This is a genomic window from Paraglaciecola sp. G1-13 (assembly GCF_055809255.1).
In genome coordinates this window covers 4,458,129-4,473,166 of sequence record NZ_CM147903.1, presented here as the reverse complement: position 1 = coordinate 4,473,166, position 15,038 = coordinate 4,458,129, and the positions used below count along the sequence as shown (strand labels likewise).

12 protein-coding genes are annotated in these 15,038 nt (G+C 42.3%); 2 read left to right on the top strand and 10 right to left on the bottom strand.

What is annotated here, in order from left to right; all coding sequences use genetic code 11:
- Nucleotides 1-427: 427 nt before the first annotated feature.
- A complete protein-coding gene (locus tag AC0L6N_RS19015) occupies nt 428-2,473 on the top strand; it encodes a putative bifunctional diguanylate cyclase/phosphodiesterase (protein ID WP_473476863.1) in 2,046 nt (681 codons plus the stop codon).
- A gap of 25 nt (nt 2,474-2,498) precedes the next feature.
- Here the strand turns inward: AC0L6N_RS19015 and AC0L6N_RS19010 are convergent, their stop codons facing one another.
- From AC0L6N_RS19010 to AC0L6N_RS18975, 8 genes are all read right to left on the bottom strand, one after another.
- On the bottom strand, nt 2,499-2,915 hold the full coding sequence (locus AC0L6N_RS19010; RefSeq protein ID WP_473476860.1) for a hypothetical protein: 417 nt from the start codon (nt 2,913-2,915) through the stop codon (nt 2,499-2,501).
- Entirely contained in the window at nt 2,915-4,069 is a 1,155-nt protein-coding gene (locus AC0L6N_RS19005; RefSeq protein ID WP_473476858.1) for a hypothetical protein, read from the bottom strand. The genes AC0L6N_RS19010 and AC0L6N_RS19005 overlap by 1 nt, the downstream gene beginning before the upstream one ends.
- Before the next feature lie 145 nt (nt 4,070-4,214).
- On the bottom strand, nt 4,215-4,631 hold the full coding sequence (locus tag AC0L6N_RS19000) for a hypothetical protein (protein WP_473481378.1): 417 nt from the start codon (nt 4,629-4,631) through the stop codon (nt 4,215-4,217).
- The gene (locus tag AC0L6N_RS18995; RefSeq protein ID WP_473476855.1) at nt 4,631-5,830 is read right to left on the bottom strand and encodes a hypothetical protein; all 1,200 of its coding nucleotides are present in this window, start codon (nt 5,828-5,830) and stop codon (nt 4,631-4,633) included. Before AC0L6N_RS18995 ends, AC0L6N_RS19000 begins: the two co-directional genes overlap by 1 nt.
- A gap of 265 nt (nt 5,831-6,095) precedes the next feature.
- Complete coding sequence (locus tag AC0L6N_RS18990; protein WP_011576803.1) at nt 6,096-6,515, bottom strand: hypothetical protein; 420 nt, start codon at nt 6,513-6,515, stop codon at nt 6,096-6,098.
- Nucleotides 6,515-7,714 carry a porin gene (locus AC0L6N_RS18985; protein ID WP_473476853.1) on the bottom strand — a complete coding sequence of 400 codons (1,200 nt, stop codon included), beginning with the start codon at nt 7,712-7,714 and terminating at the stop codon, nt 6,515-6,517. Before AC0L6N_RS18985 ends, AC0L6N_RS18990 begins: the two co-directional genes overlap by 1 nt.
- A gap of 206 nt (nt 7,715-7,920) precedes the next feature.
- Complete coding sequence (locus AC0L6N_RS18980; RefSeq protein ID WP_011576801.1) at nt 7,921-8,340, bottom strand: hypothetical protein; 420 nt, start codon at nt 8,338-8,340, stop codon at nt 7,921-7,923.
- On the bottom strand, nt 8,340-9,530 hold the full coding sequence (locus tag AC0L6N_RS18975) for a hypothetical protein (RefSeq protein WP_473476849.1): 1,191 nt from the start codon (nt 9,528-9,530) through the stop codon (nt 8,340-8,342). Before AC0L6N_RS18975 ends, AC0L6N_RS18980 begins: the two co-directional genes overlap by 1 nt.
- A gap of 470 nt (nt 9,531-10,000) precedes the next feature.
- Between AC0L6N_RS18975 and AC0L6N_RS18970 the strand changes: the two genes are divergently transcribed.
- Nucleotides 10,001-10,762, top strand: a complete 762-nt coding sequence (locus tag AC0L6N_RS18970; RefSeq protein WP_041714138.1) for a sulfite exporter TauE/SafE family protein — start codon at nt 10,001-10,003, stop codon at nt 10,760-10,762.
- A gap of 49 nt (nt 10,763-10,811) precedes the next feature.
- Here the strand turns inward: AC0L6N_RS18970 and AC0L6N_RS18965 are convergent, their stop codons facing one another.
- Entirely contained in the window at nt 10,812-11,660 is an 849-nt protein-coding gene (locus tag AC0L6N_RS18965; protein ID WP_473476846.1) for a hypothetical protein, read from the bottom strand.
- A gap of 60 nt (nt 11,661-11,720) precedes the next feature.
- Entirely contained in the window at nt 11,721-15,038 is a 3,318-nt protein-coding gene (locus AC0L6N_RS18960; protein WP_473476844.1) for a DUF3427 domain-containing protein, read from the bottom strand.

Sequence of the window (15,038 nt, the reverse complement as noted above, 5' to 3'; positions counted from 1 at the left end):
TACTTGTAACTTAACTCAGTAATTCAATAAGTTAGTTGTGTAAAAAATGTTGCCTAAATGTTCGTTTGTTTCAGTGTTATCACGTAGTTCGAGGGACGATGGGAGGCAGTTTTGATGTTTAAGGCGTGAATTGAAGACGTACTCGTTGCGAGAGTGAAACAAAATTTATAAGTGATTTTGCTATCGAAAGTACGAAACTTGATGCTTAACAAGTGTCGACTTTGATGAGTCGACTACAATGTTTAGGATAAATCTTAACCAATTGTTTAATATAAAAACTTTGCAATAATCATTAATATTTAGCTAAAGTTGAGCTCAAGGGTCTTATGTCCTCAACGCAAAATTTTTGCTTTAAGTATTTAGCCGTCAAATTGAAGCGGACCACCAGACTACAAATAGTAGTAATGCGGTAATAAGGGATTGATAGATGCTGTTTAGAACCATCAAGAACACAACGACCATGCTCACTGTGGTAGCGATCGTGATAGTGTGTGCTGCCGTTGTCGCATCCTCCGTCGAGGAGTACGAACAGTTATATCTGGAAGCAACACGAGCGGATCTTGATGGGCTATCAGAAAATTTGGCCAGTGATCTTGTGCCTCTTATCGCCTCAGATCCTGATATCTTTGAAGTCACTACGACGCTGTTACGGTTAGACCGCTACGAAAATGTAAAATATGCCGTTGTGTTCGATGAAAATTGGCAACGTATTAATGTTTATTTTGGTTCAATGTCTGTGCCTGAAGAGCTCGATTCTGCGATAAACACCAACGAGCTTAGGCTTCAATCCCATGGGGTTTACGTGAAAGACGGTGAGCTTATCGCCCTCAAGCTAGTGGGGGATGCGCGACTGCCCCTGGGTCATCTACTGATCGTTAACGACTCATCAGGTCCCTTATATAGCAGTAAATTGACGCTGCTCAAGCGTGTACTACCACTCGTGTTCTTAGTGCTCTTCGTGGCCATCGTTGGCTCATTATTCGTTCAGCGTCAATTGTTTCTCCCATTAAGCCGCCTCTCTCGCGTTGCGAAAAGAATTCAAGATACTCACGATTATTCACTGCGAATAGACACACGCGGAAAGCAAGAAGTTGCAGAGCTGAGCCGCGATATTAATAGCATGATGGAGACCATCAACGCTGAAACGCAAAAGAACGCGAAATATACCGAACAGCTTAAAGAACAACAAAAAGCCATGGAGCGCTTGGCGAATTTCGACGGCTTGACAGGGTTACCGAATCGCCAATTCTTCATGGAAACGTTAAGGTTAGAGTTGGCGAAAGCGAAGCGAGATGAGCGAAACTTAGTCTTAATGTATTTTGATTTAGACGGTTTTAAGGGAGTAAATGACTCGTTTGGGCATGAAATTGGTGACCTAGTATTGATGGAAGTTTGCCGTCGGACTAAAAGCATTTTACGCGACGGTGACTTAATCTCTCGCTTAGGCGGGGATGAGTTTCTTATTTTATTGCACAACGAGCCCAATGATTTGGAGCTGTATGAAATTTCTGAGCGCTTAGTCAGCGGGCTCAATATGCCTTTTGAGATTCAATCGTGGGAAGTGCAAGTTGGTGTAAGCATTGGTATTGCTCGTGCCAGTGATTCAAATTTTAATGTCAGTGAATTTGTCAGTAATGCCGACATCGCCATGTACCGCTCCAAATTAGCCGGTCGCAGCACGCACACCGTGTTTGTGCCAGAAATGATGGAGGACAATAAACGGCGTTTGTTGATTGCTAACTCTATTGCTAACGCGATTAAGTTCAACGAATTCAGTATTCACTATCAAGGCAAAGTGGACGCAGACGAAAATATAGTCGGTTATGAAGCATTGATACGTTGGAAAAGTGATGAACTGGGGTTTGTATCTCCAGCCGAATTTATACCCATTGCCGAGCAAAGCGGCAAAATTTTATCTATTACAAAGTGGGTGATTAAACGAGTCTGCCAAGAGCTACAGCAAGTCCATGCATTGCATAAAAATGAGATTGTGGTGTCACTCAATCTGTCGGCTCATGATATAAAAAACGCCACCCTTGTTGATTATATCCGCGGTATGTTCACCCGGTACAACGTGAATAACGCCAGCATTGAATTTGAAGTGACGGAATCTGCCTATTTAGAAAACTTCGATGTCGCAAACCATTTTCTTACCCAGCTACGTGAAATGGGTTGTTCCATTGCGCTGGATGACTTTGGGGCAGGGTATTCTTCATTGGGTTACTTGACCCAAATCGAGCTGAATACATTGAAAATAGATAAGCAGTTTGTGGATAACTTAAACATGTCGAAGCGCAGTACCTTAGTCACCAAAACTATCATTGAGATGGCTAAGCAGTTGAATTTGAAAATATGCGCCGAGGGTGTGGAAACCAGAGAGCAAGCTGAATTTCTAATTGAAAACGGCTGTCATCAATTGCAGGGATATCTATTTTCCAAACCCAAAAGCTTACTTGAAATGCTTAGCGTCTAATTTTTTGCTGTCTACCCTTTAATATTTAATGTGCGCTGTAAAGTACGGTTAGTTCGTCAGGTATAGACACTCCCGCTGGTAAGTACCCAACGGCGCCTGGGTGACTTTTGATGTACTCCAAGACCGCTTTCTCAGAGGCAACTTCTTTAGGGGCTTTTTTACGCCCAGTAAATCGCATCTGAGCCCAGTAAGACTGAATTCGAGATTCAGTTAAGCCAACCACTCTGGTATTGAATAACACACGTGTTTGATTTTCTGGTGGTAATGCGATCGCTTCAAAGTTATGAGGCAATGCACCGCCCATGAATAAGTTACGGACTTGTTGGCGATTCAATTGAATCTCTTTATTTTCCGTATTGGCAACCACTACGATCGAGTAATTAGCGCTGGCGGGAAAGCCAAAGATAAGCGTTAGAATGACAGATAAAAAGAGGGCTTTCATCAAAATACCCACTCTAAGGCGAGTTGATAGAACATGGCCTTTCCGTCAAAATTACTGTTTCTGTCGACGAAGATTCCTTCGAAACCGTCCCTTTCTTTCAGCAACGTAGTTTGCATTTTAAAGGCTAAATTTTCGTTCCAATCCCACCGCCCTCCGATGCTGTAGCTTACCGTGCTGTTGTTTCCAACCTGAGCGGTAATTTGCTGGTAGCCATAGGCTAATTGGTCAAGTTGTGGATTCACCCCGAAAGGAATTTCAGAAACGGCAGTGCTGTATTTATTGGTATCGCGAGCAAATGATGCGTAAACAGAGAATGGATAAAAGTTCATTCCACCTGAAACGAAATACCCATTTGTATCAGGGCCAAGAAATAATCCAGTTCTCAATCTTGAGGCTTCAGAGCGGAAGAAATAATCCACATCTTCATAGAAAGCACTAAGTTGATAAAACCGGGTAAAACCTTCGTTTGAGAGTGAGTCAGCACTTTGTATAAAACCCAACCCACGCAATATATCGCTAAAATCAGATAATTCTTCTTGGGTAACATCAGCGTCTCCTTGATGAAAAGAAGCGCGGAACGTCCAACCTTCGTAGCCTAGTGTGCTGATTACACCGTGCATGTTATCAACATCAGTATTTAACGAATTACCTTGATAAACGAAGTCTCGGTCTAATTCCCCAAAATAAGCTTCAAGACCCAGAGAAATGTGTTCGCCAATATATTCGTACTCGGCATGCAGGCCATCAAAGTTTGGAAATAGAAATTGTTGATAAACTTGTTGTGGCAATGACACCCAATTGTAAGCAAAACCAACATCTAAATAATCGCTATAGCTGAATACAGGTGTTCGTTGGCGTCCTAGTTTTAATTTTAATGCTTTGCTGTCAGCAGTGTACGTTACATACAACCATTCGATACCAGAATTGGCGTCGTCGCCAGTACGACCAATTACTTGAGCGGTAGCAGAAAAATTATCGCTGAGTTGATATTCAGCCTGTAAACCCAACAATGACTGTTCAGCTACACTGATTTCATTTTCGTAGCCTAAAAAGGTCGCATTTTCTTCAGCAAGATAGCCCGCAACGACTCGCGCAAATCCTGAAAATTCCAGATCATCTAATCCTTCTGCTTGCACCGTAGGGATGTTGCTCATGCTGGCTAGTCCGCAAGCTAATAATGAATTTGAAATTCTTTTTTTCATGATGTAGATGGCTATTTTTCCGTTTTAGCAACAAATATGGTTTTCACTCTCTTCACTACACGGGATCCGTTAGTATCCTAATGAAGCCCCGAATGTGTCAGAGAATAGTATAAATGACGGTTAAGTCGTCCGGTAGCGTCAAGCTAGCGGGCAGGTACCCCACAGCCCCTTTATTGTTCTGAAGGTATTCAAGCACCAATTGTTCGCTAGCGACTTCTCTGGGAACCTTTTTACGACCAGTAAAGCGCATCTGTGCCCAATACGACTGAATACGCGACTCCGTTAGGCCGATAACTTTGGTGTTGAATATGACACGAGTTTGGTTTTCTGGTGGCAACGTTATGGCAATAAAATCATAACCAAGAGGTGTACCCATAAATAAATTACGCACTTCATGGCGACTCAACAGTATGCCGCGATCTTGTGTGTTGGCAACAACCGTAATCGCGTTATTGGCAAAACAAATACGTCCACTTAAACTAATAAAACAAACAATAATGAGCAGAATTTTAATCAAAATACCCACTCCAACGCAATTAAATACAACAACGCTTCTCGGTCAAACGCGGTATTTTTAATATCAAAAAATGCGCTTTCATTGTCAGCTCCTTTTATTAAACTAACTTCCCCTTTTAATGCTAAACCTGGCTGAATATCCCAGCGCGTGCCTAGGGTATACGCTTCAGAACTGTTAACAGGTAGCTGTTCAAATATATTCAAATAGTTATAAGACAGTCCATCTAATATTGGACTAAGGCCAGTCGGAATATCACTGGCGGGTTGCTCGTAATCAGTGGTGTTCTTCGAGTACGAAATATAAGATGAAAACGGAAAGTAATTGTACCCAGTAGAAAGAAAATACCCATCTGTATCGGGCACAAAAATAAAGTCCGCCTTGATCCGATTCAGCTCTCCTCGAACAAAGTAATCTACTGTTTCGTAATTAGCGCTGAATTGAAATACCTCTGTTACCCCAGTTGTGGCCAAACTATCAGCGCTCTGACTGAAGCCCAGTTGATTGAGTAAGCCGCTAAATTGCGTTACATCATCTAACGTTACGCTTGTCGTACCTTGGTGATAAGACCCCCTTAGGGTCCAGTTTTTAAAGCTGATATGGCTAATTAATCCATGAAATCCTGTCGTTTTTGCTTCCATTTCGCGCTCTGAAACGACGACTTTGTCTTTGAAATACCCCCAATAACCTTCAATGTTCATCACAAACAAGGTGCTAGGTATCTCGTAGCTTGCCATCAGCCCATCAAAGTTGGAAAAAAAGTGACGGGGGTAGGTTTGTTGGGGTAATGTCGCCCAAGGGTAGGCGTATCCTACATCTATGACATCACTGTAATTTAGAAAGGGAGTGCGCTGGCGACCTAGCTTGAGTTTAAGGGTATTCGTAGGAGCGTAAGTTAAATATAGCCATTCAATACCTGAATCTCTTTGTTCGCCGCTGTGACCTATCAGTTGTCCAGTTATTGCCAGGCTATCCATCATCTGATAATCGGCTTGCAACCCGATTAGGCTTTCATTATCAATACTGACAGAATTATCGTAGTTGAGGTATTCCGCATCTTTATCATCTAAATACCCCAAAACAACTCTGGCAAAGCCGGAAAATTGCAGTTTATCTGAGGTCTCCGCGTAAATTGGATGGGCGTTACAAAGTAAAGCCAAGCCGCACACCAATACAAAATTCCATAATCGCCAGGGCATATTCAACTAAGACCTTTACTATTTAAGGTTAAATAAAGTACCTAATAAACAAAGTACTATAGACGAGTTAAGAATCAAATAAATTTGCTTGAAAAGCTAGTATACAAAAGGATGACAAATTCATTGTTGTGTCATTATTAACTGCAAATTTTGATAAAGCTTTAGTTGACCGGGGTTTTATGACACTTCAATAAAGTGACTAAGGGAAAAGTACCATCTTGATATGAAAGGTGTACTCAATTGCAAGCTCAGTTAATAACCACCGCTAGGGAATAGTATAAATTACCGTTAATTGTTCCGGAACATCCATGCCAGCAGGTAGGTACCCTGTCGCGCCAACATTGCGTAAAAGGAATTGCAGCATCGAGGTTTCGTTATCAAATTCCCTAGGGGCGCGTTTGCGTCCCGTAAAACGCATTTGCGCCCAGTAGGATTGAATACGAGATTCAGTTAGACCAATTATCTTAGTGTTAAATAGTACTCGGGTATGATTTTCTGGTGGTAGCGCCACCGCTTTTAATTGATAGGGTATGACGCCGCCCATAAACAAGCTTCGCACTTGCTGACGGTTAAGTTGAATGGATTGGTCGCCAGTGTTTGCTACTACCATAACGGACTGAGCAGCGTGGGTAGCCGTTGAAAACACGAAGTACCATAGGACAAGGCAAGCAAGATACTTTTTCACTAAAATACCCACTCTAGTCCAAACTGATAGAGAACAGCATGACCGTCGAAGCCACCTAAATCCCTAACGGCGTAGTCATTACTGATGGCGTCATTAGCTTCAACAAAAGTCATTTCAGCCTTGAGTGCCACGTTATACTGCCAATCCCACCGAATTCCTATTTTTGTTCCCTTAGACTCATCGTCTGGGAAGAGATCTAAGATACCAAGATAAGTTGCTGCCAGTAAATCTAGCTCAGGTGATACGCCAAACGGGATCTCGTTGGCTAGATGCTCGAAGTGTAAGTCTTTTCTCCCATACGAGATATATACCGTATAGGGGTAAAAGTTATAACCCGCAGAGATATAAAAGCTATCGATATCAGCGAAAAGCCCCCCAGCGCCAGTCATTTTGGTGACTTCACTGCGTAAAAAATAATCTAGATCTTCGTAATTAGCGCTGAGTTGATAGAATTGCAGCAACCCATTTGCGTTTAACCAGTCAGCATTGTTTGTAAATCCGAATTGACGAAGTAATTGAGCGAATTGGGTGGCCTCGTCCTGCTCTATATCGATGTCTCCTTGACCATACGAAGCACGTAAGTTGAAGTTTCTATAGCTCACACTGGCGTTAACGCCAAAAAGCCCGATCACTTGGGTGTCTAAATCCTGGCTATCTAAACGTATTTCATCATCAAACCTGCCCCAATAGCCCTCATAGTTAATCTGCCAATCATTCAAGGTAAATTGATAATTAGCTAAAACACCGTCGAAAGTAGAGAAGAAAGCCGTGTCGTAAACTTGTTGCGGAAGGGTTAACCAAGGATAAGCAAAGCCCACATCGAGACTGTCGCTGTGATTAAAAAAAGGTATGCGTTGTCGGCCAAGTTTAACTTGTAAGGCGCTATTGGGGGAGTATGTGAGGTAGAGCCATTCTAATCCTGAGGAGCGCTGATCATCTGTATAGCCAACGACTTGCCCGGTAAATGCTATTTCTTCACTCAGCCTATAGTCTGCTTGTAACCCCAAAAGTGATTGCTGGTCGATACTGAGGCTGTTGTCATAGCCTACATACTCAGCATTCTCATCATCAAGGTAGCCCATTATCACTCGGGCAAAACCAGAAAATTCTAGCGGGTTTGGCGTGGCTGCGTTGGCCAAAGAAGTACTCAGGGTGAATGAAAGACAGACCACTAAAGCACGCAATACAACAATATCCATATGGTGGTTACTCTTACATTAAAATTTTTATACTGTTTTGCACTTTGGGTATTTTAAATACGAAAAACGCCAACGAAAACACTAAGATACTGCTTTAGTTCGTTTTTTAAATCGCCTTCCATTAAATCATTTTCAATCCCGCATTGCATTGATAATGCACGCAATAATCTATCAGGGTTACTCCTTTTAGATATGCGTATGACAATTTACCGAACCGTGTACAAAACAGTCAACTCATTAGGCACTGATATTCCTTCAGGCAAATAGCCTACAGCACCAGCATTATTGATTAGATATTCTAACATTGACTGCTCGTTGCTAAATTCTCTTGGTGCTTTTTTACGGCCGGTAAAGCGCATTTGTGCCCAATAGGATTGAATACGTGATTCTGTAAGGCCTACCACCTTGGTATTAAACAAAACGCGCGTTTGGTTTTCCGGCGGCAAAGCGATGGCATCTAAGTCATAAGGTAAAGCGCCACCCATAAAAAGGTTGCGTACTTGTAGACGATTCAGCTGCAAGGACTTATCTGAGGTATTGGCCACCACAATAATCGCTTCAGCGGCCTTCAATGAGGGGGTCAACACCAGCCAGCATGTGACAAATAGAGCGAGGAATTTTCTCATTAAAATACCCACTCCACACCAAACTGATACAAGATTGCGCTGCCATCAAAGTTGCCTAAATCTTTTAATGCAAAGTCGTTACTGACTTTATCAGCATGTACATAAGTCATCTCGCCTTTCAAAGCGACATTGTAACGAAAATCCCAACGAAGACCGATTTTTGTTCCTTGGCTTTTATCATCAGGAAAGCCCGCAAGCACAGATTCATATGTGGCGGCGAGTACGTCTAAATCGGGGGAAATGCCGTACGGAATTTCATTCGCGGGGTGGTCATAATATACGTCGCGTTCACTGTAAGAAATGTAAATGGTATAAGGATAAAAATTGTAGCCAGCAGAAATATAAAAACTGTCGATATCAGGAACAGGGCCACTTTCACCCACCATTTTCGCTACTTCACTGCGTACAAAATAATCTAGGTTCTCGTAGTTGGCACTTAATTGATAAAAGCGTATCAAGCCATCTGGGTTGAGGGTTTCAGCACTTTGGGTAAAGCCAAATTGATTCAGCACTTCAACAAACTGCGCCGCACCAGGTAGAGTGAGGTTGGCATTGCCTTCGTTGTAGGCCGCTCGAAACGCCCAACCGTTATATGCCGCACTTGTATTAAAGCCGTACAACCCAGTCACTTGGGTATCAATTTCACCACTTGCTAAATATATTTTGTCATCATAACGCCCCCAGTACCCTTCAAAATTCATAACCCATTGAGCAAAAGAGTATTCATAGTTCGCCAGCACACCTTCGAAAGTTGAAAAGAAAGCGGTGTCATAAAACTGCTGAGGTAAGGTTAACCAAGGATAAGCAAAGCCCACGTCAAGGCTGTCACTGTAATTAAAAAATGGGATGCGTTGTTTACCTAATTTTATGCGTAATGCTTTGGTGGGGGTGTACGTCAGGTAAAGCCACTCTATGCCTGATGATCGCTGCTCACCCGTATGGCCAATTACCTGGCCAGTCAATGATAGCGCCTCAGTGAAAGTGTAATCTGCTTGAAGGCCAACCAAGGATTGCTGATCAAAGCTGATGCTATTGTCATAACCTACATACTCAGCATCTTTGTCATCTAGATAGCCCATTACCGCTCGAGCAAAGCCCGTGAACTGAAGCTTATCTTCTTCAGCCGCAGCGATACCCGCTGAGCACAGCAGTAAGCAAATAAGTAAGTAGGATGCGTTAGTCAATTTCATAAAGCGATTAGTGAGCTCAATAAATGGGTAAAATGAAACGCCTTAAGCGTAACATTACTAAAGCGCAGGTATGCGTCAACGTTTTAGCTTAAAATAAAGTAGGTAAAATTGCTTATAAACTTGGTGTTTTCTTCGCAAAAAGGCATATCCACTACGCCCAGCTTTTTTACCTTACAATAACGCTAGTAATGTCTCGTGAATGCGCTATTTCAATTATTTCTATCGGCATCCCTATAGAAACTATGAAGGCGAAACATGAATGAAAATCAAAGAGTCGTTTTATTTCTCATTGCATGGCCCTAAGTGCTGCGCTTGCAAGGCACACTGATAGGACCGATTTTGATGGCTACACATCAAATGATTAAGCGTTACCTCTTTCGCGTTCATAAGCTTATCTCGACGGCTTGTTTGAACCAGCACAGAGCAACAAGGTATGATGCTGCTCCTCTTATTTTACATGTGTTACTCCCTTGGATTTTTTTAGCGTAGAAATGATTACCCCCTTGCTAAGCCTCTTGCTCATTGTGTTGGCCGGCTTTACTTCGTTTTTGACCGCCGCGATGGGAGCAGGTGGCGGGCTATTGCTGCTGGTGGCTATGGCGTCTTTTATGCCAATGGCGGCGGTTATTCCGGTTCATGGGCTGGTGCAACTTGGCTCGAACGCCAATCGCATGTTGCTTACCTACCGTTTTATTGACATCAATATGCTGAAGTATTTTGCTGCAGGTGGGCTTTTGGGCGCATTGATGGCGTCATTTGTGGTCAGTGATTTACCGCTCGATTGGATGAAGTTAGTCGTAGGCGTGTTCGTGCTATTTCTATTGTGGGGCAAAAAGCCCAGCATTAAAGAGTCCAGCCCATTTGGCAAAGCAATGGCCGGGCTTATCACTACGTTTTTATCCATGTTTGTGGGCGCAAGCGGGCCATTAGTCGGCAGCTATCTGCATACCAAAGGCTACGACAAAATGCGTTTTACGGCCACGTTCTCATCCAGCATGACCATGCAACACACCCTAAAAGCACTCGTTTACGGTGTGGCAGGCTTCGCATTTTGGCAATGGTTGCCCTTGGTTGTTGCTATGATCGCCGCAGGTGCTGTAGGCACATGGTTGGGCCTAAAATTACTGCATAAAATACCTGCCGCGAAGTTTCAGCGCTTGGTACAAATTGTGTTATCTGTGTTATCCATAAACCTGATGTGGCAAGCGGTACAGGTATTGTTTTTATCATAGTGACAGTCGATTACGCCAAGTACTCAGCTGTGTTGCTAGCCTGAGCTCATCACTCACTAGAGTGAGCGCGCATAAAATGGATCTTTTTGCGCCGTGCTAATAAGTGATCTTTGGGGCAATGTAGCTCGCCCAATATCCAGCCACCTTGGCCACCATCGCTGGTTTTTATGTCACTTGCCGCATAAACCGTGTCACAGCGTTTACAATGCACTTGCCCTTTACCTGCTTCAATCATGTCACTGGCGATATACTCAAAACGATCAAAAGAAGTGGGCACCACGTTGCACACAAAAAGGGTGGGGTCGTAGGTGCGCAGCCAGCGATGAATATAGTGCTCTTGCTTGACTGCTTTTCTGTTGGTGTTTATCCATTCGTTTAATTCATTTCTGACGTTTAACGCCTGTACATCCGTTTCATCAATTTCACGGCCTTCATCTATATCGAAGGGTTCAGGGTGCATTGCATCGAATAGCACCGGTAACAAATCAGTCGTTTCAAAAATAAAGCGCCCATCAAGTCTTTCACCGTAAATATCTGTGCCCTTGTACATGATATGCGAGCCACACTGGGGCAGTGCATCTACAAATGTCAGCCATTCTTGATGTGCCCTCTGGGCTTCAAGTGGGGCATTGCGGGCGCTGTTTTTCACTATGTCAGGGTCAACCGGTCTTGGCTGAGGCATCACAAACTCAGGTAGCGTGATAAAGCGCGTTTTGTCTTCACTTTTAAACCACTTCCAGTACAGCACGGGCCAAATAAGAATATAAGTACCGGCCCGCAGCAGCATGAGGCTCGGTGATGCAGGGCGTTCCACCCTGTCTTTATAAAGCCACCAAAACCCGACAAATGCTAAAGCAGAAAACATCCCAATCAAGAAATAGAAATTGAAGAAATACACAGTATTGTTACTCCTTTAACGTACTGAAAATCCTGAGATTAGTATTCTTTATACAGTTTCTTACCCACCTAGTTGGAAATAATCAAACAATTTAGATGGTAAAGGCTTATGAAGCTTCCAAGTTACATTCATGGGGGCCTCACCTTGATGCGTTTGATAATCTAATTTACCAAGATAATAAAATGGTGATGCGGTCCCTGCTGTTAGTTTATTTTTTCTAACAAAAAGATGAACGTTCGAGTGCCTTTGGATTGCAAGACCTTTAGTGCTTTCACTGCGGGTACGGCCTTGACTTTGCCAATGGAACGTTGATGGATCGACAAAATAGTCATGGTATTGGTGTTCAGCTGCTTTACCTTGTTTATTGAGTGTGACCAATAAAAATTGTTCCTCACACCCTTTAGGTCTTATATGGCCTGCTTCCCATAAGCCTTTGTTGAATTCTAAACCAAATATGGGAGGAATACTTTGGCGCATAAACTCACGGTGAATAAATATATCGGCAGGGTCAATTACTGATTTAAGGAACGCTAATGGCTTCATTTCCTCATTTGCAGCCATGGGCTCATAATCTGGGTTTTGAGCAATAAGCTGATATTGTTGATCGCTTGATTTAGATATGTTTCTTAATAAATACTGATCGTCACCTGTCATGTCATAACGTTCAATTGCAACTGTTTTTCCACTTATGCTGCCAGCGTGTTCGGGACTAAAGAGTTCCAGTAACAGTAAATCCCCGTGCTTAATCGGGTGTTTTCCACCATTCATTGAGTCGCCAGTCGCATTCGCTACGAAATGCTTAGTGGGATCTAACTTACCATATGATTCAGGCACATCAACGGTTTCAATAATTTCGTGCTCGCTACTTTTAAAGTGACCGCACGCAATTTTTAAATCAGTAAAATAGGGAATCGATTGTTGCGAAGATACGTCGAGCTCAAATATATTTGGAGCACTTCTCTCAGACGCTTGTGTCTTAGCACTCAAGCGTTGCTCGTACTGTAGGAAACGATAATTCACTAGTTCTTGTATCATTACTGAAAACACAGCCTGCGTATTTGCAGCTATTTCAAATAATGTTTGGAATTCGTTATCTTCAACTGCGAAAAAGGATACGGTGGAATTACTATTCCCTCCGATCCAAGCGTTTACTGGGTTATTTCTCCAATAACGCGCCCACTTAACCCCATCAATTTCAGTTTTATTCCTGAATTCATCTGGGATATCTACTTGCAAAAGAGGGTGACGTTTAAATATCTGGAATGAGCGTACAGCCAAAGAATCCAATGGCGTTGGATTCGTAAAACCTTCTAACTCGAGCATTGCTTCAAGTAGAACAAGCTTAAATGATTTGGTTAGTCTAGTTGTTTCTACTTCCAATAGGAATGGTTGAAGGCTACTGAAAATAAGCCCCTCAGTATGCGTCAAGTCTTCTTGGTGTTGAACAAATGCAAACCAGCTCCCGTGCTCATTGCGCACACGATCAACAGCTCCGCCTGCATGGTAAAACTCAGATAAAGATGGCCTTCTGCCTAAGGATTCTTTAAGGCCTAGGTATACATCAATTTGAGTGTCAAAATTGTTATCTATTAATTGCTGTAAAACGTCTATCGCGGATAGCTCTATGTTAACAAAGCAGCCTCTTGGTAACTGTAATGCGCCACTCTTCAAAGTGGAAATAAATGCTTTTCGAGCATCGTTTGTGCTCCCTAATTTGAAAAGTGAGTCAATTTTTCGGAAAAAACTGATGTGGTTCCCGATTAAATCTAAAATAACTAAATGTTCTTTATTTGTTTCGTTAGATTTACGTAATCCCCTTCCTAATTGCTGTAAAAAAATAATTTTTGAATCGGTAGGGCGTAACATCATTACGGTATCAATTGAAGGGAGGTCTACTCCCTCATTAAATAAATCAACTGAAAAAATTATATCTATCACACCAGCTTTAAGCTGGTCGAGTGCGACATTTCTAGGCATTTTAGAGTTACTGTGCACCGAAACAGCTTTCACACCATTTTGTATGAAGTAGGCGGCCATAAAGTCGGCATGCTTAGTCGAAATACAAAAACCTAGCGTTCTACTCTGTTTGTGTTTTTTCCAATATTTTAAACTGTGTTTTGCACGGCCGGTAGTAGCTAATTTGTTCTCAAGTTGTTCTGGATCAAACTTCCCATTGCGCCAGCTGATTTCTTTGTAATCAACAATATCTTTAATGCCTCTATAATCGAATGGACATAGAACTTCGGATTCAATTCCTTTAAATAAATCGTATTCAAATACAAGATTATCATCGCAAAGTGAGTATATATCTGACTGGTCCGTTCGCTCAGGAGTTGCGGTTAACCCGAGCATAAAGTGAGGGGTAAAATATGACAGTAATTTCTGGTAGCTATTCGCAGAAGCATGATGGAATTCGTCGATAACAATATAATCAAAATCATCTGGGAGAAATACTTGCAAATGCTGCTTTTTACCTAGGGTTTGAATTGACGCAAACAATAGATCGACGTTTTTTTCTTTGGACGTTCCAGAGTATCGGCCAATTCTCCGATTTGGGAACATTTTATTAAATGTTTTCTCAGCTTGATCTAATATTTCTTCTCGATGTGCAACAAACAAAATTCGTTTTGCACTTATCTGTTGAGCGTCGAATGCTGATAACCAAGTTTTACCCGTTCCAGTAGCCATTACGACCAAACCACGTTGGTATCCATTTGCTCTTGTTTCGTGAAGAGCAGTTAAAGCTTGTAGCTGAATTAAATTTGGTTCTGGAGTCGCCTCAAATTCTTCATTCTCAGAATCAGCGATCAATTTGACTGGGAGTGTTTTCGGGATCCGGTCTTCATATTTATCAATCCAATCATGACTTAATTGTACGCAGCGAGGTTCAACGAATAGATTTTCATATTGCATTTGAACCGCCTTAAACTTCGCAGGTTCAGCGCTTAGAGCAATACTGAGGTTCCACTCGAGTCCATCTTGTAAGGCCGATTTTGATATATTACTCGAGCCTACAAAGGCACAACCTTCAATATCTGGAGTATTAGTATTTTCCAAAAAAATGTAGGCTTTCATATGAAAGCTTTGTTTTGCTTTAGATTCAAAAACCTTAATTTGAGCGCCACGGGATTGAAGTAATGTTAACTGACGCAGCGCTCTTGGTTCAGTAATCCCCATGTAGTCACCGGTTAAGACCCGCACGTCCGAACCACGCAAGAGTGCATCCTCTAACGCTGAAAAGATTAGGTTCAAACCAGATTGGCGAATAAATGCAGCTGCAATACTAATAGAGGAAGCATAATTAATCGCTTGCAATAAGCTTGGTAGGAAAGGGTCATTCCCCCCTACGGTGATATGCCTATCTGGAAATGCGCTCAT